At 60.6% G+C, this 21,648-nt stretch carries 26 protein-coding genes; 18 read left to right on the top strand and 8 right to left on the bottom strand.

Features of this window, described 5'->3' with window-relative positions:
- The first annotated feature begins 131 nt into the window (after positions 1–131).
- From ACB039_RS10925 to ACB039_RS10895, 7 genes are all read left to right on the top strand, one after another.
- Complete coding sequence (locus tag ACB039_RS10925) at positions 132–341, top strand: DUF1127 domain-containing protein (RefSeq protein ID WP_010675316.1); 210 nt, start codon at positions 132–134, stop codon at positions 339–341.
- Positions 342–613: 272 nt separating this feature from the next.
- Positions 614–1,630, top strand: coding sequence for a succinylglutamate desuccinylase (gene astE / locus ACB039_RS10920; RefSeq protein WP_103244600.1), 1,017 nt, complete (start codon positions 614–616; stop codon positions 1,628–1,630).
- Between the two features lie 261 nt (positions 1,631–1,891).
- Positions 1,892–2,989: a pyruvate dehydrogenase (acetyl-transferring) E1 component subunit alpha gene (gene pdhA / locus ACB039_RS10915; RefSeq protein ID WP_371165642.1), complete on the top strand. Its 1,098-nt coding sequence runs from the start codon at positions 1,892–1,894 to the stop codon at positions 2,987–2,989.
- Positions 2,982–3,968, top strand: coding sequence for an alpha-ketoacid dehydrogenase subunit beta (locus tag ACB039_RS10910; RefSeq protein WP_182788403.1), 987 nt, complete (start codon positions 2,982–2,984; stop codon positions 3,966–3,968). Before pdhA ends, ACB039_RS10910 begins: the two co-directional genes overlap by 8 nt.
- 94 nt (positions 3,969–4,062) lie before the next feature.
- Complete coding sequence (locus tag ACB039_RS10905; protein ID WP_182788405.1) at positions 4,063–5,163, top strand: dihydrolipoamide acetyltransferase family protein; 1,101 nt, start codon at positions 4,063–4,065, stop codon at positions 5,161–5,163.
- Between the two features lie 205 nt (positions 5,164–5,368).
- Positions 5,369–5,578 (top strand): cold-shock protein, encoded by a 210-nt coding sequence (locus tag ACB039_RS10900; RefSeq protein WP_005331438.1) that lies wholly within the window; start codon positions 5,369–5,371, stop codon positions 5,576–5,578.
- Positions 5,579–5,673: 95 nt separating this feature from the next.
- Positions 5,674–5,970: a hypothetical protein gene (locus ACB039_RS10895; protein WP_283942512.1), complete on the top strand. Its 297-nt coding sequence runs from the start codon at positions 5,674–5,676 to the stop codon at positions 5,968–5,970.
- On the opposite strand, the gene ACB039_RS10890 is transcribed toward ACB039_RS10895, so the two are convergent.
- Positions 5,957–6,205 carry a TIGR02647 family protein gene (locus ACB039_RS10890; protein WP_139434838.1) on the bottom strand — a complete coding sequence of 83 codons (249 nt, stop codon included), beginning with the start codon at positions 6,203–6,205 and terminating at the stop codon, positions 5,957–5,959. The genes ACB039_RS10895 and ACB039_RS10890 overlap by 14 nt on opposite strands.
- Positions 6,206–6,453: 248 nt before the next feature.
- Here ACB039_RS10890 and ACB039_RS10885 point away from each other — a divergent pair, with 248 nt between their 5' ends.
- Both ACB039_RS10885 and ACB039_RS10880 read left to right on the top strand, forming a co-directional pair.
- A complete protein-coding gene (locus ACB039_RS10885) occupies positions 6,454–7,011 on the top strand; it encodes a hypothetical protein (RefSeq protein WP_182788407.1) in 558 nt (185 codons plus the stop codon).
- Between the two features lie 94 nt (positions 7,012–7,105).
- On the top strand, positions 7,106–7,498 hold the full coding sequence (locus tag ACB039_RS10880) for a DUF2750 domain-containing protein (protein WP_005331447.1): 393 nt from the start codon (positions 7,106–7,108) through the stop codon (positions 7,496–7,498).
- Between the two features lie 87 nt (positions 7,499–7,585).
- Here ACB039_RS10880 and ACB039_RS10875 read toward each other — a convergent pair whose 3' ends face one another.
- Positions 7,586–9,391, bottom strand: a complete 1,806-nt coding sequence (locus tag ACB039_RS10875) for an extracellular solute-binding protein (RefSeq protein WP_182788871.1) — start codon at positions 9,389–9,391, stop codon at positions 7,586–7,588.
- Positions 9,392–9,528: 137 nt separating this feature from the next.
- Positions 9,529–10,422 (bottom strand): EamA family transporter, encoded by an 894-nt coding sequence (locus ACB039_RS10870; protein WP_182788408.1) that lies wholly within the window; start codon positions 10,420–10,422, stop codon positions 9,529–9,531.
- 215 nt (positions 10,423–10,637) lie between these two features.
- On the opposite strand from ACB039_RS10870, the gene ACB039_RS10865 reads away from it, so the two are divergent.
- A complete protein-coding gene (locus tag ACB039_RS10865) occupies positions 10,638–10,826 on the top strand; it encodes a hypothetical protein (protein ID WP_005331455.1) in 189 nt (62 codons plus the stop codon).
- On the opposite strand, the gene ACB039_RS10860 is transcribed toward ACB039_RS10865, so the two are convergent.
- Entirely contained in the window at positions 10,823–12,010 is a 1,188-nt protein-coding gene (locus ACB039_RS10860; protein ID WP_182788410.1) for an HD-GYP domain-containing protein, read from the bottom strand. The two genes, ACB039_RS10865 and ACB039_RS10860, sit on opposite strands and share 4 nt — an antisense overlap.
- A gap of 173 nt (positions 12,011–12,183) precedes the next feature.
- On the opposite strand from ACB039_RS10860, the gene rsuA reads away from it, so the two are divergent.
- On the top strand, positions 12,184–12,876 hold the full coding sequence (rsuA, locus tag ACB039_RS10855; protein WP_182788412.1) for a 16S rRNA pseudouridine(516) synthase RsuA: 693 nt from the start codon (positions 12,184–12,186) through the stop codon (positions 12,874–12,876).
- A 181-nt stretch (positions 12,877–13,057) separates the two neighbouring features.
- Here rsuA and ACB039_RS10850 read toward each other — a convergent pair whose 3' ends face one another.
- On the bottom strand, positions 13,058–13,960 hold the full coding sequence (locus tag ACB039_RS10850) for a DMT family transporter (protein ID WP_005329750.1): 903 nt from the start codon (positions 13,958–13,960) through the stop codon (positions 13,058–13,060).
- 298 nt (positions 13,961–14,258) lie between these two features.
- Between ACB039_RS10850 and ACB039_RS10845 the strand changes: the two genes are divergently transcribed.
- Together ACB039_RS10845 and yfcE are read left to right on the top strand one after the other, a co-directional pair.
- Positions 14,259–15,896, top strand: a complete 1,638-nt coding sequence (locus ACB039_RS10845; protein ID WP_371165641.1) for a peptide ABC transporter substrate-binding protein — start codon at positions 14,259–14,261, stop codon at positions 15,894–15,896.
- A gap of 10 nt (positions 15,897–15,906) precedes the next feature.
- Complete coding sequence (yfcE, locus tag ACB039_RS10840) at positions 15,907–16,461, top strand: phosphodiesterase (RefSeq protein ID WP_371165640.1); 555 nt, start codon at positions 15,907–15,909, stop codon at positions 16,459–16,461.
- A gap of 33 nt (positions 16,462–16,494) precedes the next feature.
- Here yfcE and ACB039_RS10835 read toward each other — a convergent pair whose 3' ends face one another.
- The 3 genes from ACB039_RS10835 to flgA all read right to left on the bottom strand — a co-directional run bounded on the left by ACB039_RS10835 (position 16,495) and on the right by flgA (position 17,928).
- Positions 16,495–16,911 (bottom strand): flagella synthesis protein FlgN, encoded by a 417-nt coding sequence (locus ACB039_RS10835; protein ID WP_005329757.1) that lies wholly within the window; start codon positions 16,909–16,911, stop codon positions 16,495–16,497.
- Entirely contained in the window at positions 16,908–17,228 is a 321-nt protein-coding gene (gene flgM, locus ACB039_RS10830) for a flagellar biosynthesis anti-sigma factor FlgM (RefSeq protein ID WP_371165639.1), read from the bottom strand. Before flgM ends, ACB039_RS10835 begins: the two co-directional genes overlap by 4 nt.
- Before the next feature lie 94 nt (positions 17,229–17,322).
- Complete coding sequence (flgA, locus tag ACB039_RS10825; protein ID WP_371165663.1) at positions 17,323–17,928, bottom strand: flagellar basal body P-ring formation chaperone FlgA; 606 nt, start codon at positions 17,926–17,928, stop codon at positions 17,323–17,325.
- 237 nt (positions 17,929–18,165) lie between these two features.
- Between flgA and ACB039_RS10820 the strand changes: the two genes are divergently transcribed.
- From ACB039_RS10820 to ACB039_RS10800, 5 genes are all read left to right on the top strand, one after another.
- Positions 18,166–19,077 carry a chemotaxis protein CheV gene (locus ACB039_RS10820; protein ID WP_371165638.1) on the top strand — a complete coding sequence of 304 codons (912 nt, stop codon included), beginning with the start codon at positions 18,166–18,168 and terminating at the stop codon, positions 19,075–19,077.
- 17 nt (positions 19,078–19,094) lie between these two features.
- Positions 19,095–19,919 (top strand): protein-glutamate O-methyltransferase CheR, encoded by an 825-nt coding sequence (locus ACB039_RS10815; protein ID WP_005329773.1) that lies wholly within the window; start codon positions 19,095–19,097, stop codon positions 19,917–19,919.
- 62 nt (positions 19,920–19,981) lie between these two features.
- The gene (gene flgB, locus ACB039_RS10810; RefSeq protein WP_005329774.1) at positions 19,982–20,380 is read left to right on the top strand and encodes a flagellar basal body rod protein FlgB; all 399 of its coding nucleotides are present in this window, start codon (positions 19,982–19,984) and stop codon (positions 20,378–20,380) included.
- On the top strand, positions 20,380–20,799 hold the full coding sequence (flgC, locus tag ACB039_RS10805; RefSeq protein ID WP_005329775.1) for a flagellar basal body rod protein FlgC: 420 nt from the start codon (positions 20,380–20,382) through the stop codon (positions 20,797–20,799). The genes flgB and flgC overlap by 1 nt, the downstream gene beginning before the upstream one ends.
- Before the next feature lie 105 nt (positions 20,800–20,904).
- Positions 20,905–21,648 carry a flagellar hook assembly protein FlgD gene (locus ACB039_RS10800; protein WP_042648969.1) on the top strand — a complete coding sequence of 248 codons (744 nt, stop codon included), beginning with the start codon at positions 20,905–20,907 and terminating at the stop codon, positions 21,646–21,648.

Genomic DNA, 21,648 nt, shown 5'->3' with positions numbered 1-21,648 from the left:
ATGGCGAGATTAGCCATTACTTTTACTAATCCCATGTATCAAAATTCGTCAATTGAGGCACCTCCTCGCCCTGACTAAGCTTTGCGCATCAAATCCGAGCCTTGCGCAGAACTAGAGAGAGGAGCCATATCATGGCCAACATGACTTATACCGAAGCCGGTTACCAGCATTCCAGCGAATCGAATCTGGTTGCTCGCGTCAAGATGACCGTCCTGACCTGGCTGGAACGCAGCCGCAGTCGTCGCCAGCTCTCCGAGCTGCCCGCCTACCTGCTCAAGGACATCGGTCTGAACGAAGCCGACCGCTATCAAGAGACCACCAAGCCATTTTGGCGTGGTTGATCAGCCGGGCATGGATGCCTCGTTTTCTTGCTGATCTGAACTACTCTGCCTGATGCTCTTCGCCCCCAGACGGGCCTGATTTTTCCCCTGTTGCCGTTTCCTGTTTTCCCCCTTGTCTGTTTTTCCTTCTGTTTGCCCCCTGCGGCATGATTTGTCATCATCCCTCGCCAACTTTGTATCCTTACTGTTTGAATTTGTTTAAAAACTGATTTTAAGCCCGGCTGCCTTGCGTATAATCCGGCCATAGCATTCCAGACAAGAGGGTGAGATGGATGATTCCCCAGCATGACTTTTTGGCTCTGACCCGCCGCCACGAGTGGCAGCTCGATCCTTTTGCCTTCGACCTGGCCAACGGCACCCGGGTGAGTGTGTGGGACACTGGCGTACTCTGCCTGGAACCCACAGGGACGTCGCCTGGCGGGCGCAAGGACATAGTGCTCTCCTGCGGCATTCATGGTAACGAGACAGCCCCCATCGAGATCTGCAACCAGTTGCTGACCCGGCTGCTCAGCGGGGAGATCCAGGCCTGCCACCGGGTGCTGTTCCTCTTTGGCAACCCCGCCGCCATGAACCAGGGGGTGCGAGAGGTGGAAGAGAACATGAATCGGCTCTTCTCGGGCGCTCACAGCAAGGGGGAGGGGCTGTGCAACAGGGAGCGCATTCGCGCCATGCGTCTGGAGCAGTATGTGAGCCGCTTCTTTGCCGACCCCGCCAGGCCCCGTTATCACTACGATCTGCACACCGCCATTCGCGGCTCCCGCCACGAGAAGTTTGCCGTCTATCCCTTCCCCCACGAGCGGCCGCACTGCAAGGAGCAGGTGCAGTTCCTCGGGGCTTGCGGGGTGCGCACCATACTGCTCTCGAGCGGCCCGACCACCACCTTCAGCTATTACAGCTCGCACCAGCATGGCGCCCATGCCTTCACGGTGGAGCTCGGCAAGGTGCGCCCCTTTGGCGAGAACGACATGACCCGCTTCATCGAAGTGCGTCAGGCGTTGCAGGAGCTGGTGACCCGGGATGAGGTGATGCTAGAGCCCTGGCGGGCGGATGACTTCACGATTTTTGCCATCGATAGGGTGATCAACAAGCAAACGGCCGAGTTTCGTTTCCTGTTTGCCAGCGACGTGGACAATTTCACCGAATTTCCCCAGGGGTTTGTGCTGGCGGAAGACGGAGATCGGCAATACAGGGTAGAGAAACCGCGGGAAGCGGTGGTCTTCCCCAACGCCAACGTGGCCATCGGCCAACGTACCATGCTGCTGGTGGTGCCGACCCGTTTGTGGGAGTGATCTGAGCCCATTTTTTCACGCCAATCCTGCGCCCTTGGCGGCGTGCCAAATACAGGCGTGATCCCGAACCCGCTTCGACAGGGAGCCCGAAAGGGCTCCCTTCTTCGTTTCTGCTCGCCGAAAATATCCTCTTCTTTCTGAAATTAAAGAAGTTTCTACTGGTCTTACCTGACTGAATCCCGTTGCCCTTTGCTTAACATATTATTTACATTCTAAGGGTCACCTCATGGTGGTGACGCTGACAACGGCAAGGAGCCAGTTATGACCCATGTCGACATCCCCTTCCTTCGTTACCTCGATGAGGAGGGGCGCCCGGTCGCGACACTACCGACCTGGCTGGACAAGGCGATGCTGCACACCTTCTACCGCAACATGGTGATGGTGCGCAGTTACGACAAGAAAGCGATAGCACTGCAGCGAACCGGCAAACTCGGCACCTTTCCCTCCCATCTGGGGGCAGAGGCGGTGGGGATTGGGGTCGGTCTCGCCATGCGGCCGGAGGATGTCTATGTGCCCTACTACCGGGACATGCCCACCCTCTATGTGCGGGGCGTGCCCATGGAGCAGAACCTGCAATATTGGGGCGGAGATGAAAGGGGCAGTGTCTTCTACAAGGCCGATGGCGAGTTGTCGGAAGATTTGCCCATCTGCGTCCCCATCGCCACCCAGATCACTCATGCCGCTGGCATAGCGGCCGCCTTCAAGCTGCGCAACCAGCCCAGGGTCGCCGTGGTGACCATAGGCGATGGCGGCACCTCCAAGGGTGATTTTTTCGAAGGGCTCAACTGCGCCGGTGTCTGGCACCTGCCCATGGTGATGATCATCAACAACAACCAGTGGGCCATCTCGGTGCCACGCAAGCTGCAGTCGAGCGCGCCTACCCTGGCCCAGAAGGGCATAGGGGCCGGAGTGCGCAGCCTGCAGGTCGATGGCAACGACGTGGTGGCCGTCTATGAGGCGACCCGCGCCGCCATCGAGCGGGCCCGCAGCGGCAAGGGGCCTACCCTGATCGAGGCGGTGAGCTATCGGTTGGGGGATCACACCACGGCCGATGATGCGACCCGCTATCGGGAAGCGGCCGAAGTGGAAGCTGCCTGGGCCAAGGAACCGGTCAAGCGGCTGCGCCAGTTCATGTTTGAGCAGGGCTGGTGGGACGAGCAGCAGGAGCAGGCATTGCTGGCCGAGGCGGCCCGCGAGGTCGAACGCGCAGTGGCCGTTTATGAAGGCACAACGGCGCAGGCGCCGGAAACCCTGCTCGATTATCAGTTTGCCGAGCTGCCGAGGGAGTATCGTGCCCAGCGTCAGCGCATCATCGCCAAGGGCATGCAGCAGCGCGGCGGGGAGACACACCATGAGTGACATGACACTGCTCGAAGCGGTCAATCTGGCATTGCACCATGAGATGGAGCACGACCCCGACGTGGTGGTGCTGGGTGAAGATGTGGGAGTCAACGGCGGGGTGTTTCGCGCCACCGTGGGCCTGCGCGACAAGTTCGGCTTCAAGCGGGTGATAGACACGCCGCTGGCGGAGGGGCTGATCGCCGGGGTGGCGGTCGGCATGGCGACCCAGGGGCTCAAACCCGTGGCCGAATTCCAGTTCCAGGGCTTCATTTTCCCCGGCATGGAGCAGATCATCTGCCAGGCGGCGCGCATGCGCAATCGCACCCGCGGCCGGCTCTCCTGCCCCATCGTCTACCGCTCCCCCTATGGTGCCGGAATCCATTCGCCCGAGCACCACAGCGAGAGCGTCGAAGCCCTGTTTGCCCATATTCCGGGTCTGAGGGTCGTCATCCCCTCCAGCCCGAGACGGGCATATGGCCTGTTGCTGTCGGCCATTCGCGACCCGGATCCCGTGATGTTCTTCGAGCCGGATCGCATCTATCGCTCCATGAAGTCGGACGTGGTGGATGACGGCGTTGGCCTGCCGCTGGATGTGTGTTTCACCCTGCGACCCGGACGGGATCTCACCGTGGTCGCGTGGGGGGCCTGCATCCAGGAGGTGATGCGAGCCGCCGCCTTGCTGGCGGAACAGGATATCCAATGCGAGGTGCTGGATCTTGCCACCATCAAGCCGCTGGACATGGAAAGCATCCTGACCTCGGTGCGCAAGACAGGGCGTCTGCTGGTGGTGCACGAGGCGTGCGGCAGCTTCGGGGTCGGTGCCGAAATCGTGGCACGGGTCACCGAGGAGGCGTTGATCTCCCTCAAGGCGCCGCCAAAGCGCCTCACCGGGGTGGATGCCGCCGTCCCCTACTACCGCAACGAGGAGTATTACCTCATCACCGAGCAGGATATCGCGGATGCGGCTCACCAACTGATGGAGAACAAGTGGCTATGACGTCTCTCAACTGTTGGCGCCAAGGCGCCCGAGCAAGGAAGAGCCATGAAGTCGGTCAATCTTTGGTGATGTTCCCGCGGATGGAGAACTGGTCATGAAATTTTTCAAATTACCGGATCTGGGTGAAGGATTGGCCGAGGCCGAGATCGTCGAATGGAAGGTCAGTGCCGGCGACACCGTGAGTGTCGATCAGGTTCTGCTGTCGGTGGAAACTGCCAAGGCGCTGGTGGATGTACCCTCGCCGGTGGCGGGGGTGATCGCCAGGTTGTGTGGTGCCGAGGGGGATATTCTTCACATCGGTGCCCCCCTGGTTGAGTTCGAAGGCGGCGAGGATGACGGCACCGTGGTGGGCAAGGTCAGCGCCCATCAGCACCACATCGAGGATCACTTCGTGGTGGGGACCATGGCGCCCGGTGGCACCCTGGTGCAGGCCATGCCGGCGGTGCGTCTGCTGGCGCAAAAGCTGGGGCTGGACATCGACAGGCTCAAGGGTACCGGCAGTGCTGGCATGGTGACCGAGCAAGACGTGCAGAGCGCCTTCGAAGCGCTGCAAAGCAGCGGCAACGAATTTCTCAAGGGGTCGCGCCGAGCCATGGCAAAGGCGATGGAGCACTCTCATCAGACGGTGGTGCCAGTCAGCATTACCGACGAGGTGGACTTGCGCCACTGGCGGGTAGACGAGGACGTAACTGTGCGCCTCATCAAGGCCATCGGGGTCGCCTGCCGTGCCGAACCCTCCATGAATGCCTGGTTTGACGGGGATACTCTGTCGAGGCGATTGTTCAGGGAAGTCAATGTGGCCATCGCCGTCGACTCCAAACACGGGCTCTATGTGCCGGTCATGGAGAATGTGGCCGAGCGGGAGAGGGCGGACATTCGGCACGGACTGGATAGGATGATCGCCGATGTGAAGGCGCGCGCCGTGCCGCGGGAGATGTTGCAGGGGGCGACCATCACTCTGACCAACTTCGGTGCTATCGCAGGCCGTTATGCCAGCCCTATCGTCACGCCACCCCAGGTGGCCATCATAGGGGCGGGTAAATTGTTCGAAAAAGTGGTCTTCATCCATGGGGAGGTGCGGCCGGTCCGGGCACTGCCCTTGTCGATGACTTTTGACCACAGAGCCTGTACCGGCGGGGAGGCTGCGCGCTTCCTCAAAGCCCTGGTTCAGGCACTGGAAGCGGCGGATGCGTAAGTGATTGCACCCTGCCCTTGGCGGGGTGCAAATTTGGTTGCGTAATCGACAAAGGCACGTATAATCTAAACCAGCTTGAAAGGGCGTTAGTTATGTCAATGAATATGATGTTTTGCATCTTTTCCTGTTGTTCATAAGTTAATCCCGTTTTTGAGCTTTACCCGCTGAAAAGCATAAGTAATTATTTTGAATACAGGTTAAAGATATGTCTAACATGATCACCGGTACCGTTAAGTTTTTCAACGAAACCAAAGGTTTTGGCTTCATCCAGCAAGAAAACGGCCCGGACGTTTTCGTTCACTTCAGCGCTATCAGCGGTAACGGCTTCCGTACCCTGGCTGAAGGTCAGCGCGTACAGTTCTCTGTGACCCAAGGTCAGAAAGGCCCGCAGGCTGAGAACGTAACTGCTCTGTAATTCTTACAGAATTTAAGAAAGCCGTGGTACCTCTGGTGCCACGGCTTTTTGTTTTATGGCATATTCATAAACCACCTTTGCCAATGACCATCATCATGCTCCCATCACTTTTGTTGACCGTGGTGCTTGCCAATACTCCCGTGCAGGATCCCGTGGCAAGCGAGGCTGTAACCGTGTGCCAGCAATTCGTGCAGGTCCGTTTGGGCAAGGCTGAGCAGCCCGAGGAGATCAAGGCACAGCCTGTCCCAAAGCGGGCGGGGGAGTGGCTGATCGATGGCAAGGTAAAAGGACCCGAAGGTCCTTTGTTGTTTGCTTGTCTGCTGCGGCAGGGAAAGCGCTGGGAATTGCTCAACTTCTCGCTCTGGGCGCCGCAGGAACTCAATTCGGCTTGAGTGCCACCAGCAGGTGTTGAAGATGCTCTAGCATGGTCATGCCGAAGGGGGTCAGATAGCCGCCATCGACGGCACTGATCATGCCTTGGCTGTGCAGGCGCTGCGCCGCCAGGCACAGCTCTTCAGACATGTCGCTGCGTAACTTGATCCCCAGACTCATGTTCGCCGGATCAAAGCATGCCAGTATTTTCAGCTCATTCACAAAATCGTCAGAAACCTGGTCGATCCCACTCATGGATGCACTCCTTACGCTAAAGATGTATGCAAACTAGCACTCCCGGTTTGACTTTAGTGGGCGCTGGCTCAAAGTATTGGGCTTTGTCTGGGCCGGCTGTGCCCGAACGCTGCTTTTTTGGTCGGATGCATCACGCCCCGGCTGGCTGGACGAGCAGAGTCCGCGTGCCGCTAAACATGGTAGAATGGTCTCTCTTTTGTCCTCCTGGCCAGGTATGAACCCAGGTCTTCCAGCTCAAGGCGCGTCTCATGATCACTGTCACTCTGGTATCTCTGCTGCACACCCTAGGTCCCCGCTTTCCTGTTTATACTCCGTCCTTGTTGCTCCCCCTGCTCGATGAGCATCAGGGGGATCTCTGGCTGCCTTCCATCAAGGGGGCGGATGTCGCCGCCCTGCGCCAGCATGCCAAAGGGGGTGGGGCCCAGATCCTGGCCCCTCTGGCGGCGGGGTGGTGCGATTTCGGGACCGGCGGCGAGGGGGAGACTCCCGAGCTGGATGCACTGGCAAGTTACGACGAAGAGATGCTGGACAACCTGCAGATGTACTGGCACAGCCCCGGCAAGATCAACAGCCCGATCACCGATAACCTGTTCGAGCTGCGCCGCGAGGTGGTGGATGAAGCCCATGGCACCAGGCTGGCGGCCGCCTGGGAACAGCAGCAACAGGCACGCTTCGAACAGATCATGCAAGGCGTGCAGGCCGGGCGGGATCAACTCTGTTTCGTCGAGGTGGAGGCCGCTTACTGGCTGCGCCAGCGTTTCTGCGAGACGGCGGAGATCACCCTGGTGACCCCGGCGCTGGGCTGAGATAGCCGAAACAAGAGCGACTGAGCACTCTTGCTGGACAAGGCGCCAGCAAGATGTGAACATGTCGCCCTTTATTGAATGAGAGACTTGACCAATGAGCTATGAACTTAGCGACACCGAGCGCAATGCCGCGCTGCAACTGAACGCCGACTACCGCTTTGATCACTTCATCAGCAAGCTGGTCGAGCACGAGGAGCTGTTTGTTCTGACCGACGAGCACGGCGTCATGATGCTGACCACCGAAGACGAAGACTGTATCCCTGTCTGGCCGCATCCGGAATACGCCAAGGCCTGGGCCGAAGGCGAGTGGGCAGATTGCAAGCCGCAGTCCATCACCCTCAAGGTGTGGCTGGATCGCTGGGTCGACGGCATGGAGCAGGACGAACTCTGCGTGGCCGTGTTCCCGACCCCGGAGCAGGAAGGCATAGTGCTGGATCCGGCCGACGTGGCCGACGCCATCGCGCAAAAGCAGGCCAAGCGCGGCTAAGTCCCGTCCAGGCGCTGCTGCCACAAAAAAAGACCCCGCCACAGTGCGGGGTCTTTTGTTTGCGCCGAGCCAGAGCGCGGAGCCGGCTCAGGGTTGTTGGTAGCGGGTGTCGATCACAGTGACGGGAGGGAAGGTTTTGCCCTGCTTGATGGCGGCTTTCGTCTCCGCTTTCCGCTGTTCGTCAATCCAGAGCAGGCCGCCGAAGCTGTAGCCCGAGTTGGCGCCATCCAGGGGCCAGTAGAGCAGATCGCTCTGGGGCGTTGCCGGTGTCTTGGGCAGTTTTATCCAGCGCCAGGCACCTGCCCGGGTATAGGGGACCTGATAGGCGGGGACGAAGCTGGCCAGCTCATAGAGCCGCTGCTGGATCTGCCGTGAGAGTTCGGCCTTCTTGCCGAAGTCGAAGGCCTTGTCATATTGCTCCACCAGGGCCGAGATGGCGTCGTCATCGAGGTTCATGATGTTGTTGGTCTGGGGCTTGTTGGCGTTGACCTTGTGGAAGTGCTCCCAGTAGGCGGGATAGCGGCCACTGCTCCAGGCCATCCAGGCGCTCTGGTGCTTCTTCTCCAGCATGGATTTGAAGCCGGCGGAGGCATCCATCAGATTGAGCTCCAGATTGAGACCCGCCTTCTTCGCCTCTTCCCGCAGCAAGGTCAGGCGCTGGGCATGCTCGGCCGTGGTGTAGGTGATGCTGAGGGAGAGGGGTTGGCCCCTGTCGTTTTGCAAGATGCCATCCGGTCCCGTCTTGGTGAAGCCCGCCTTGGTGAAGTAGTCCCGCGCTAGCTTGGGATCGAAGGGGCGTGCCTTGATGTCGGTGTTGGTAAAGGCTCCCTGGCCCGAGCCGTAGCTGTTGAGGCGTTGGTAGTCCCCCCGCAGCAGGGTGGCGATCATCTTGTCGAGGGCGAGGGCGTACTGGATGCCGAGCCGCACATTGAGATCCTTGAGCAGCGGGTCGGCGGTGTTGAGGTAAAGCCCCATGGGGGACTGCGGCGTCTGGTTGTAGAACCAGAGCCGTTCGATATAGCCCTTCTCGAATTCCGCTGTCTTGCTCTTGTCGTGCCACCAGTTGGGCATGACCAGCGGGAAGGTGTCGAGATCGCCGCGCAGGAAGTGCTGCCAGGCGATGTTCTGATCCCTGAGCACCTTGATCTCTATCCGGTCCGGGTTGAAGCGGTGCTGGAAGTAGCGCTCCCCGTCACCCCACCAATCCTTGACCCGGTTGAAGGTGACCGACTTGCCCTTCTTCAGCTCGCCAATCTGGTAGGCGCCTGTGACCGGCAGCACCTTCCAGTTGTACTCCTTGACCCAGTTGGCCGTGAGCCTGATGGCATGGCTCGGCTCCGGGCTGAACGGCAGGGATTCCAGCAAATCCTCCCGGCTCTTCTCGGTGCCGCTGGTGATGGCGAGGGTGTGATCGTCGAACTTGGTCACCTCGCTTATCTGGGTGCTGTAGTAGTTGTTGTACCAGGGGTCGCTTATCTCCTTGCTGCGCATCATCTTGAGGGTGAAGAGCCAGTCATCGGCGGTGACGGGCTGGCCGTCCGACCAGCGCGCCTTGGGGTTGAGGCGAAAATAGAGGGTCTTGTGGTCGGCGCCGAAGGCCCATGCGCTGGCAAGCATGGGAATGGGATTGCCGGTCACCGGATGGGTGGCGAGCAGGGGCAGATTGGTTTCGCGGACGTAACCGGCGAAGCCGCCGTTGGAGTCGGGCCCGTACTTGCGCAAGGTGAGCGGGAAGCTCGACATGAAGTCACGGAAGGTGCCGCCCCGTTTGGCTTGCGGGTCGGCATAGACGGGGTCGGTGTCATTGCTCTCCCACTTGAGATCTGCCGGCAGGGTGGCGCTCCAGCCGAAGGCGCTCCAGCAGAGGGGGAGCATCATGGCCGCGACCCGCATGACACGGGGCAAAGGGGGGATGACCGAGGGTGAACTGTGCAGCATGTCCTTGCTCTCCTGATGGTTGGCGTCCTGCCGGGGTCAAGCCGTGAGGCCCGGGAGGGCCTGCTTCATCATGGGAAGTTTCCCCATCGAGGTCAATGCTCGGCTTGTGCCTTGAACAGCTTCATTTTTCCGCCCAGCAGATGGACCACGAAGCCGAGCAGCACCAGGCCGGATCCCAGCCACTGCAGGGCCGTGGGGTGCTCATCGAGCAGCAGGGCGGCCGCCACCATGCCAACGCAGGGCACCAGCAGGGAGAGTGGCGCCACCTGGGCCACCGGATAGCGCATCAGCAGCCGCCCCCAGAGACCGTAGCCAAGCCAGGTGGCGACCAGCGACAGATAGAGCACGCACAAGAACCCCTGCCAGCTGAAGTTGAGCAGGCTGGTGGCAATGACATCGGGCCCCTCGAACAGCCAGGAGAGCGCGAAGAAGGGCAGTATGGGCACCAGGCCGCCCCAGGCGATAAGGCTCGGCAGAGCGGTCTGGTAACGCAGCCCAATCTGGCGATTGATGACGTTGCCCAGGCCCCAGCAGGCGGCGGCGCACAGCGTCAGCACGAAGCCGAGCAGGGTCAGGTTGCCTTCGCCATGGGTGGCGATGAGATAGAGACCGGCCCCCGCCAGGGGCAGCGCCACCCAGTGGTGGGGTTGCCAGCGCTCCCCCAGCCAGATCATGGCGAACAGCAGGGTGAACACCACCTGGGATTGCAGCACCAGCGAGGCCATGCCCGCCGGCATGCCGAACTTCATGGCGCAAAACAGGAAGGCAAACTGCCCCAGGCTGATGGCGCCGCCATAGGCCAGCAGCCAGCGCCAGGGCATGGCGGGTCTGGGCACCAGCAAGATGGCGGGGAAGACCACCCCGACGAAGCGCAGCGCCCCCAGCAGCAGCGGCGGTATGCCCTCTAGCCCCCATTTGATCGCCACGAAGTTGAGTCCCCAGCAGAGAATGACCAGGGCGGCCAGACACTTGTCCTTGGCTTGCATACAGCGTCCTTGTGTGAGAAGCAGGGCCATGAGATGGCGTCGGAAGGGAACGAGCATACCCTCGACAGGGTGGTCGGCGTCAAGCCGCAAGCGAGGTGGCGTGCGATCGCTCCGGGTAGTTCGAGCAAAGAGGGCGGCACGCCGGGGGAAGACTAAGCTAGTAGGAGAGCGCCCGATACGATGGGCGGCTACCTATGGCTGACTGGAGGTGTCCCATGAGCGACCATACCCTGCTGCCCCATGGTGAGGATCTGCGCCGCGCCGTACGCTGGCTCAGCGAACACCATGAACACGACATCCGGGCCATCGAAGAGGCCTGCGTACGCTTCGATCTCTCCCCGCTGGATGAGGAGTTCCTCCTCCGCTATTGCCGCGAGCAGGCACCGGAGTCCCAGGCTCGCTAGACGAAGTTGGCCAGGTTGATGCCAAACTCCTTGGGATCGACTGTGCTCTCTATGCTCTCCTGTCCCCCGTTTCTGGCAAGATCCAGCCACTGCACCTCAAGGTAGTGGCGCTGGGTGGCGTGGTAGATCACCTTGACCATCGGCTTGAGCGGCTGCTGCTCGTTGCGCTGCATCACGACCGCCAGCCGCTGGTTGGAGAGCTGCACCAGGGTGCCCACCGGATAGACCCCCATGCACTTGATGAACTTGGTGACCAGCTCGGCATCAAAGTGCTGATTGATGCCTTTGAGCAGAATACGAAACGCCTGGGTCGGCTGCATTCCCTGCTTGTAGACCCTGTCGGCCGTCACCGCATCGTAGACATCGACGATGCCGCTCATGCGGGTGTAGAGGGAGAGCTGGTCGCCCTTGAGTCGCTGCGGATAGCCGGTGCCATCGAGGCGCTCGTGGTGGTTGGCGGCCACCTCCAGCATGGTGGGGGTAATACCGGCGGTATTGCTGAGGATGTCGTAACTGTGCACCACGTGCTGGCGCATCACGCCAAACTCCTCGTCGGTCAGCTTGCCCGGTTTGTTGAGCACCTCGTCCGGGGTCATGATCTTGCCCACGTCGTGGAGCAGGCCGCCCAGGGTCAGCTCCTTGAGCACGCTGCGATCAAGCCCGAGGTAACGACCGAAATTCGCCAGCAGGATGGCCACGTTCATTGAGTGCTCCATCAGGTAGGCATCCTTGGCCCGGATCCGTGCCAGACAGAGCATGGCGTCGCCATGGGTGAACATGGTGTCCACCATCTCCTCGGCGACCGCGGCCAGCGGCGTGATGTCGATGGGCTCCCCGGCCTTGAGATGGCGAATGAACTTGCCCTGCAGCTCGCGCGCCTCTTGATAAAGCCGGCGGATCTTGAGCTCGCGCCCTTCGCCACTGCCTGCGGGACGCACCGAGCCGGCGCTGTGGGCCGGGCTCGGGGAGATGACCTGCGCTATCCCGGGCAGCTTGCTGCGGGCGAGATCCACCTTCACCGTCAGCACGCCGCGCCGGATCAGCACATCCACCTGCTGACGGGTGGTCACCAGCCCCGTCTGGGCGATCTCCATGGCACCGGTCTGGCTGGCGATGGCTATTACGTACATGCCAGGTCGCAGCTGGTTGACGGGGATGACGGGATGAGGCTGAGTCGGCTTCATGGGGCTTCCTGGGATTATTATTATGCGTGGTGTCGGCGCGCTGCCGGCAGTCTATCACCGGCACATCATGGCGTCAGGCGCCATCTGCCTAACTTCTCCCTTAGTGCTGGCGTTGTGGGGACCGGCCTATATAATGACGCCCCTTGATAACGTTGGATTCCGAGGTTTTGTGCATGCGGCTCGATAAATTTCTTTGCGATTGCTCCGATTTGACCCGTTCCCAGGCGGGCAAGCTGATCCGTCAGGGGGAGGTGATGGTGGACGGGATCCTGGTCAAGCAGCCCGCGTTCCACATCAATGAGCAGAGCCTGATCGAGTTTGATGGCGTGACCTTGACCCTGAATCAGCAGAATCGCTACTTCATGCTGCACAAGCCGGAAGGCTACGTTTGCTCCAACGAAGACCCCGATCATGCCACCGTCTTCCATCTGCTTGATGAGCCCGCCATGGGCAAGTTGCACGTGGTGGGCCGGCTCGATCTCGACACCACAGGCCTGGTGCTGATCACCGACGACGGCAAGTGGTCCCATCGCATCACTTCGCCGCGCCACGAGTGCGCCAAGACCTATCACGTCTGGCTGGCCGACCCCGTGAGCGAAGAGGCCATCTCGCTGTTTGAAGACGGCGTCTACCTGCGTAACGAGACCGACAAGACTCGCCCTGCCCAGCTGGAGATCCTGGGGGAGTGCGAGGCCAGGCTGACCATTCACGAGGGCAAGTACCACCAGGTGAAGCGGATGTTTGCCGCTATCGGCAACAAGGTGATAGGGCTGCATCGGGAGCGGATCGGGGCGCTCTGTCTGGACGAAGAGCTGGCACCGGGGGAATACCGGGAGCTGACTGCCGAGGAAGTTGCCCAGTTCTAATCACGCCATCCGATGGCGAACGTTCGCAATGATGTTACTGCGTCCGATTACGCTGCGACGCGGCTAATCGAACCTACATAACCAATTGAATTTTGTAGGTTCGAATAGCGAAGCGTATTCGGACGATCCTGAGAATTGGGCGTAGGTTGGCGCTGAGCGAAGCACAACAGCAACCTCCGACTTACCCCGCTCCCAGTACCAGTGCCGTGCCCAGGGTGGCCAGCAGGGCGCCGGCCCAGGCGGGCAGGGCAGGGCGCATCCCTGAGTGCCACCACAACAGGGGCAGCAGGATGACCGGCGTGGTGGAGGAGAGGATGGCCACCATGCCCACGTCTCCCTGACGCAGGGCCACCAGGATGAGCGTCATCCCCAGCGCCATCGCCAGGAAGCCGTTGATGCCTATCATGCCAAGCACCTGACGGTTGATGGGGTTGTGGGGCATGGCCAGCGGCACCCTCAGCACCCGCAAGGCACAGTGTGCCAGCAGGGCGCTCCCCATGCGGATACCGGAGGCGCTCACTGCGTCCACGTCGCCAGCCATCATCACCGGCTTGGCGATGATGGCCCCCAGGCTCTGACACAGGGCTGCGGTCAGGCCGAGCGCGATGCCGACGGCGAGGTGGCCGCGCACCTGCTCCCACTCGTTGTGCTGCTGCGCGTTGCCACGGCGGCCGAACAGGATGGCAAGCATGACCCCGGCCAGCACCAGCAAGGCCCCCACCAGACGCCAGCCACCGAGTTGTTCGCCAAACAACCAGAGCCCGAGCAGGGCGGAGAAGAGCGCATGGCAGGAGAACAGCAAGCCACTGCGTCTGGGCCCCAGTCGGTTCATGCAGGCGAACAGGGCGGTGTCGCCGACGAAGATGCCGATGAGCCCCGACAACGCCAGCAGTGGCAGGGCGCTCTCGGTGAGAGTCTGCCAGCCCCCCGTGATCAGGCTGGCGCTGGCCAGCATCAGACTGACCAGAAACATCCGCCAGCGGCTGTAGGCAAAGGCCCCCAGATGGCGCGCCGGTTTGACGGAAATCAGGGCGGCGACGGCCCATAAACTGGCGGCGGCCAGCGCCAGCCACTCATACCCCATAAAGACCCCTGAAACGTAGAAATCAGCCGGGCGGATGCCAGTATCGAGCTCCATGTCAGCCTGACAGGCCTTCATGCGAGGCGAGTCGAGGAGCCCTCAGGCTGTCTTGCGCACCCGCGGCTGATAGTTGGGAAAAAAAACCTGAAAAAATAGCCCGAAAGACTCCATCTGCCGGGCAGGCCCGATACAATACGGGGCGTCTTCGGGGATAACAAGCGCGGCATCATGCATTCGTTTCCAGGCGCGCCGCCGGCCTTCCCCCTTCTTGAAATAAAGTGAATTGAACGAGGTTGATGTCATGCTTTACCGTTTCGCCGCCCGGCCAGCCCGTCGCTGGCTCTCTCCCTTGTTGCTCGGACTGATGCTGGCGCCGCCGTTGCAGGCGACCACAGTGGTGCAGCAGCCTGCCCTGTCAGACAGGCAGACCCTGGTCAAGGGTAACGGCGCCGAACCCGAGTCCCTCGACCCTGCCCAGATCCGCTCCGGTTTCCCGGGGGAGGTGGTGCTGGTGGACTTGTTCGAGGGGTTGGTGAGCGAGGATGGGCAGGGCAGGATAGTGCCGGCTCAGGCTCTGCGCTGGGAGACCAGTGAGGATGGTCTGGTGTGGCGCTTTTTCCTGCGCCCGCAGCTCAAGTGGTCCAATGGCGAGCCGCTCACCGCCCGGGATTTTGTCTACGCCTGGCGGCGTCTGCTGAGCCCGGAGCAAGCCTCGCCCTCCGCCGGCCTCTTGCTCGCGACCGGCATCAACAACGCCCAGTCCATCTATGCCGGTGCACTCGATCTCGATGCCCTGGGGGTGGAGGCCGAGAGCGACCAGATCCTCAAGGTGATCCTGGAGCGGCCCGTGCCCTACTTCCTGCAACTCATCAGCCAGCGCCCCTTCGTGCCGGTCAACGAGCGGGCCATCGCCCAGTTTGGCAAGCAGTGGACCCAGCCTGGCAAGATGGTGAGCAACGGTCCCTACAGGTTGGTTAACTGGGTGCCGAACGAACGGATCGAAGCCGAGCGCAACGTCCAGTACTGGGATGATGCCCATACCCGGATCCAGCGGGTGACCTATCTGCCCCTCGCCTCCCAGCATGCGGAGCGGCTGCGCTACGAGGCGGGGGAGATCCAGCTCACCAACAGGGTGGCGCTGGAATACTACCAGAAGACCATGGCGGAGACCCCGGAGCGGATTTGGGGCCTGCCGCTGCTGGGCACCTACCTCTATACCTTCAACCTGCGCCGCCCCGAATTGCAGGATGTGCGGGTGCGACAGGCGCTCTCCATGGCCGTCGATCGCCGCCTGTTGACCGAGAAGGTGAGTGGCCAGGGGGAGCGGCCAGCCTGGTCGCTGCTGCCCGGCATGCCGGACTATCAAGAGCTGGGGTCGGCGCTGGCCCTGGAGGATATGCCGACCCGTCTGGCCAGGGCCGCCGCCTTGCTGACGGAGGCGGGCTACAACAGTGCCCACCCGCTCAAGTTGACGCTGACCTACAACACCTCGGAGAACCACAAGAAGCTGGCCCTGGCGGTCGCGGCCATGTGGAAGCCGCTGGGAGTGGAGATCACTCTCAACAACATGGAGTGGAATGCCTATCAGGTTGCCAAGGACAGCGGTGATTTCATGCTGGCCCGCTCATTCTTGTTTGGTGATTACGTGGAGCCCTCGTCCATGCTGGGCAGTTTCCGCTGTTTGGATCCCCAGAACGAGAGTGGCTATTGCAATCCGGCCTTCGACGGCCTGTTGCAACAGGCCGCAGACACGCTGGATGGCAGCGCACGAACCGGGCTTTACCGCAAGGCCGAGCAACTGCTGATGGAAGAGATGCCCGTCATCCCCGTCTATCACTACAACCAGATGAGGCTGGTGGACCCCGCCCTGCGCGGCCTGCCGAGCAGCAACCTGAAGGGGGCCATCGCCACCAAGGATCTCTACTTCAGCCAGCCATGAGGAGTGCGCGATGAAGATAGCCATCATTTCCGATCTGCACGGCAGCCTGCCTGCCCTGGAGCAGGTGCTGGCGCAGCTCGCTCCCTGGCAGCCGGATCACTATCTGTTGCTGGGGGATCTGCTCAACCACGGCCCGCGCAATCCGCTGCCGGCGGGGTATGAGCCTGCCGCCGTGGCGGCGCGGCTCAACCAGCTTGCCCCCCTGATCATGGCGGTACGGGGCAACTGCGATTCGGAGGTGGATCAGATGCTGCTGCACTTCCCCATCATGGCCCCCTATAACCAGTTGCTGGTGGACGGGCGGCGCTGGTTCGTCAGCCACGGTCATCTCTATGATCCCGAGGCGGTGCCCTTGCCGGCGGGCAGCCTCTTCATCAGCGGCCATACCCACCTGCCCATGTTGCGACGAGAAGCGCGGCAAGAAGGGGAACTGGTGCTGGTGAACCCGGGATCCATCTGTTTTCCGAGGGGAGAATGGGCAGCCAGCTATGGCCGGTATGAGGATGGCGTCATGAGCATTCACGCCTGCCGCGACGGGACGACACTGATGGAACTGGTGCTCTGACGGCAGGGCATCAAGAGAAGGAAGGAGAGAGAATTAGGCCTTGATCCCCAGGGAGCGGGTGCCCGAGCGGGTATTGCCCTTGGCGTCATAGGTCAGGGAGTTGCTGTCACGCAGCTTGCTGAGGAAGCTCGCCAGCCGGCGATTGGAGATGATGCTGAGCTCGAGCAGCCGACCGTTGAGGTTGTTCTGCTCCTGACAGGCTTCCAGCTTGGCTTGCAGGGCCTGCAACTGGGTCGGGAAGGCGCCGAGTTGTTGCTGCAGATCGGGCAGCTCGGCCAATGTCTTGTCCAGGGTCTCGATGGCCTCAAGCAGTTGCTGCTTGCGCTCGGCCAGCGCCGGCAAGGCCAGGGCCCGGTGTGCCTTGAGCAGGTCAAACTCCTCTGCCAGCAAACCTTGCATCTGGGAGAGGTTGTCGTCCTGGGCGTGCAGCAGCGAAGGCAGTTCCATCATCCCAGCCGTTTGTCCAGATCCGCTTCGAAGCTGAACATCTTCCTGGCCACGGCTTCGCTGTTGACCTTGTATTCACCACTGGCCACGGCCTTCTTCAGGCTTTCGACGCGGCTCTCGCTACCGGTGGAGGCGGTGTTGAGGGTCTTCTGCATCTGTTGCAATTGCTGCGCCTCACTGGTCAAGGAGACAGAGTCGGTCTTGACGGTCGCCGCGCGATTGCTCTCGGCAGAGGTCGCGGACTTGGTGGCTACACCTTGACTGGTCCCACTGTTTTGCAACCGGCTGTTTGCCAAGTTGTTGATATTGTTGATAGCCATACGATTTACCTTCGTCTGCTTTGCTGTTCGCTTACCTGTTTATCGGTGACGGCGGTCAGAACTTTAGAAAAAAATTGCTGCATTAATAAAGCAGTCAGAATGTGACCACCACAGAGCCGACGGCACTCACCTGGCCCTGCACCGCTCTGCCCGAACGAATGTTGACGAGTCTGATCATGTCTCCGAAGCTGCCATCTTGCAAGGCTCGGGCCATGGTTTTGATCTGCATGCTGCTGTTTTCCGCACTCAGGGTGACCTGGTCCCCCTTGCAGACCACGCAGACCTGGGTGAGCCTGATTGGCTGGCCCGGCTTGAGCTCACGCTTGCTGCGCACTCCGATGAGGGCGGCCGGGTCGGTGAGATAGTCACCGCGGATCAGGGTCTGATCCTGGTAGGCCAGGGTCAGCATGGACTCGCTCAGTATGTCCCCCTTGGCCACGGGAGCCGCGACAGTGACATAGGGTTTCTGGATGCTGACCCGCACCGGGAGATAGAGATCCCAGGGTTTGTCTCCCTCGCACTTGAGGTAGACGGTGGTGTTGCGGCGGATCTCCATCTTGGCCGGGAGGGAGATAGTCAGCCCCTCTTCGCAGTGGTTCAGGGGGAGGCGCTCATCTATGGTACCGGCGGTCACCTCGGCCTGGGCATCGAGGGGGACATCCAGCTGGTCGAGGACGAACGCCTGTGCCTGCTCCTGCAGATAGTCGCTCACCTCGGATGCCAGGGCGTGAGAGAGGCTGCAAAACGGCAGTAAGATGAGGAAAAGTCTATTAATCATTTTTGCTTACCGGTCGATAAGTTGTTCACGTACACCATCGCAGTTAACTATGCTTGCTGCAGATTTCGGTTGTCGAGACATCGATAGTCTGATGCAAGCCAATGTGCATGCACACACAACATGCACGATCAGTGCCAAGCGTTTTTTTAGGGAGTGTTTATGGCGAGTATTCTGGACTCGGTCAACCAACGGACCCAGCTGGTGGGACAAAACCGGTTGGAGCTGCTGCTGTTTCGTCTCAACGGACGTCAAAGATTTGGCATCAACGTATTCAAGGTACGTGAGGTGCTGCAGTGCCCTCCCTTGACCGTCATGCCCAAGCTCAACTCCTGCATTCGCGGTGTGGCGCACATTCGCGGCCAGACCATCTCGGTGATCGATCTCAGCATGGCGATGGGCAAGCGCCCCATCCAGGACATCTCCAAGTGCTTCATCATCATCTCCGAGTACAACAGATCCGTTCAGGGGTTCCTGGTCCATTCGGTCGAGCGCATCATCAACATGAACTGGGAGTCCATACTGCCGCCCCCCAAGGGCGCCGGTCGCATCAACTACATGACGGCGGTGACCGAGGTGGATGGCGAGCTGGTGGAGATCCTGGATGTGGAGCGCATTCTCAACGAGATCTCGCCTGTCTCCACCGAGGTGAGTGCCGAGCTGGTGGAAGCCAGCGTGGAGCGCAATCCCCACGGCCGTCCTGTGCTGGTCGCCGACGACTCTTCGGTGGCGCGCAAGCAGGTACAGCGGGCGCTGGAGGCCATAGGGGTGCAGTGCGTGCTGGCCAAGGATGGGCGCGAGGCCCTCAACATGCTGCTGGAGATGGCCAAGCAGGGCCCCATCCTCGACCAGATTGCCCTGGTCATCTCCGACATCGAGATGCCGGAGATGGATGGCTACACCTTCACCGCCGAGATCCGCAACAATCCCAAACTCAAGGATTTGCATGTTATCCTGCACACATCCCTCAGTGGGGTGTTCAATCAGGCCATGGTGCAGAAAGTTGGCGCGAACAACTTCATTGCCAAATTCCAGCCTGATGAATTGGCCAAGGCCGTACAAGGCGCTCTCTAATAAAGAAGAACAACTGCATGAAGACACTTTCGGACGACTTATACAGGCAATTCAGCAATTTTCTGGCGCAGCAAAGCGGCATAGTGCTGGGTGACAACAAACAGTATCTGGTCAAGAGCCGTCTGTCGCCCTTGATGACTCAGTTTGGTATCGAGAGTCTGTCTGAACTGGTGACCCGGGCGATGAACGTGCGTGAACGGGAGCTCAAGATGGCTGTGGTCGATGCCATGACCACCAATGAAACCCTGTGGTTTCGCGATACCTACCCGTTCCAGCTGCTGAGCGACAAGATTTTCCCCGAGCTCGGCAAGAGTGGTCGTCCCATCAAGATCTGGTCTGCGGCTTCCTCCTCCGGGCAGGAGCCTTACTCCATCGCCATGACGGCGCTGGAGCAGCAGGTCAAACGCCCCGGCACCTTGCCGGGCGGGGTGCAGATAGTGGGGACCGATATCTCCAGCACCATGCTCAACCAGTGCAAGGAAGGGGTGTATGACAGCCTGGCACTGGCCCGCGGCCTCTCTCCCGAGCGCAAGCGGCTGTTTTTTGAGCCCTGCGGCGACAACAAGATGCGGGTATCGGAGCGTGTCAGAAAATTGACCAGCTTCCGGCCCCTGAACCTGCTGGAGAGTTACAGCCTGCTCGGCAAGTTTGACATCATCTTCTGCCGCAACGTGCTCATCTACTTTGCGCCAGAGGTGAAGTCCAAGATCCTCAACCAGTTTGCCAGCAGCCTCAATCCTGGCGGCTATCTGATGCTGGGGGCCTCGGAGTCCCTAGCGGGCCTCACCGACAAGTTCGAGATGATCCGCTGCAACCCCGGCATCGTCTACAAGGTCAAATAACTCCCCCCTCGTCCCTCTTTGGCACACCTCTTGCTAAACATTCGTGAAGCAGGAGGTGCGCTATGGCAATTTCATTCGACAAGGCATTCGGTGTTCACCAGTACACGCTGAGCGTTCGCGCCAAGCGTGCGGAGGTGTTATCGAGCAACATCGCCAACGCGGACACGCCGGGCTTCAAGGCCCGTGACATCAACTTCTCCCAGGCGTTGCAGGATGCCCAGAGCCAGCAAGGGTTCGGGCTGTCCACCACCAGCGAGAAGCATTTCGCCTTGCAGATGGATGCCCCCGGGTCGACCCAGTATCGCAACCCCCTGCAACCGGATACCGGTGACGGCAATACCGTGGATGTGCAGCAGGAGCGCAGCGAGTTCTTGCGCAACAGCCTTGAGTACCAGGCCTCCCTCGAATTCATGAATGGCAAGATAAGCGGCCTGCTCAAGGCGTTGAAAGGAGATCAGTAATGAGTTTGTTCAAGGTCTTTGACATTGCAGGCTCTGCCATGAGCGCGCAGTCCGTCCGCCTCAATACGGTGGCCAGCAACATGGCCAACGCCGACAGCGTCAGCTCCAGCGTGGAAAAAACTTACCATGCCAGGCGGCCAGTCTTTGCCGCCCAGCTGGATCAGGCCATGTCCGACAAGCAGGCCTCGGTGGGGGTGGATGTGAAGGGCATCGTCGAGAGCGATGCGCCCCTGCTCAAGGAGTACAACCCGAACCACCCCATGGCGGACAAGGATGGCTTCATCTTCAAGCCCAACGTCAACATGGTGGAGGAGATGGCGGACATGATCGCCGCCTCCCGCAGTTACCAGACCAACGTCCAGGTTGCTGATGCGGCAAAGAAAATGCTGCAGCAGACCCTTGGCCTCGGCAAGTCCTGATAGAGGTGAACCCAGATGACTGAGACTTGTGACGGCCTGCATGACTGCGGCCATGGGGTCGACCCGTACGGCGTGCGGCAAACCCGGACAGAGGGGGAATCATAAGTGGCAGATACCTATGACAGCCTGCTGGGCGTCAACCGGACGACGGCCGCCCAGACCAATACGACCAACACCACGACCCAGAAGAAGGAACTGGATCAGGAGTCCTTCCTGAAGCTGCTGACCATGCAGCTCTCCTATCAGGATCCGTTCAAGCCGGTGGACAACGCCCAGATGTTGTCCCAGATGACCTCGATGTCGACCTCCCAGGGGATCAGCAGCCTTTCCACCCAGATGGAGAGCCTCAACAGCCTGATGACCTCCAGCCAGGCGTTGCAGGCCTCTGCCCTGGTGGGCCAGAACGTGCTCATCCCCTCCAACACGGGGTATGTGGAGAAGGGCGGCACCCTCTCCGGCGTCATCGCCACCGGGGACGGTGGCAGCAACGTCAAGGTGACGGTGAAGGACGAGAGCGGCCAGGTGATCAAGGAGTTCTCCCTCGAAGGGGACCATAAGGGAAACGTGGCCTTCGAGTGGGATGGCCTGGACAAATCGGGCAATGCCGCCAAGAGCGGCAAGTATTCGATAGAAGCGCACGCCACCGTGGATGGCAAGTCCGAGAGCGTGCCGGCGCTGACCTATGCCAAGGTGGAGAGTGTCACCCTGGGCACCAGCACCAACCCCAGTACCCTCAAGCTCAAGGGACTGGGTGGCATCTATCTGACCGATGTATTGGAAATTGGCGGGACGTCCGGCAAGTCGGCCACGACCCCGACGCCGACCCCGACCTCTAACGCAGTGATCTAA

Source organism: Aeromonas sp. S2(2024), assembly GCF_041402505.1.
Classification (GTDB): domain Bacteria; phylum Pseudomonadota; class Gammaproteobacteria; order Enterobacterales; family Aeromonadaceae; genus Aeromonas; species Aeromonas media.
The sequence above is the reverse complement of the archived record's forward strand: the minus strand, read 5'-3'. Positions and strand labels throughout refer to the sequence as shown.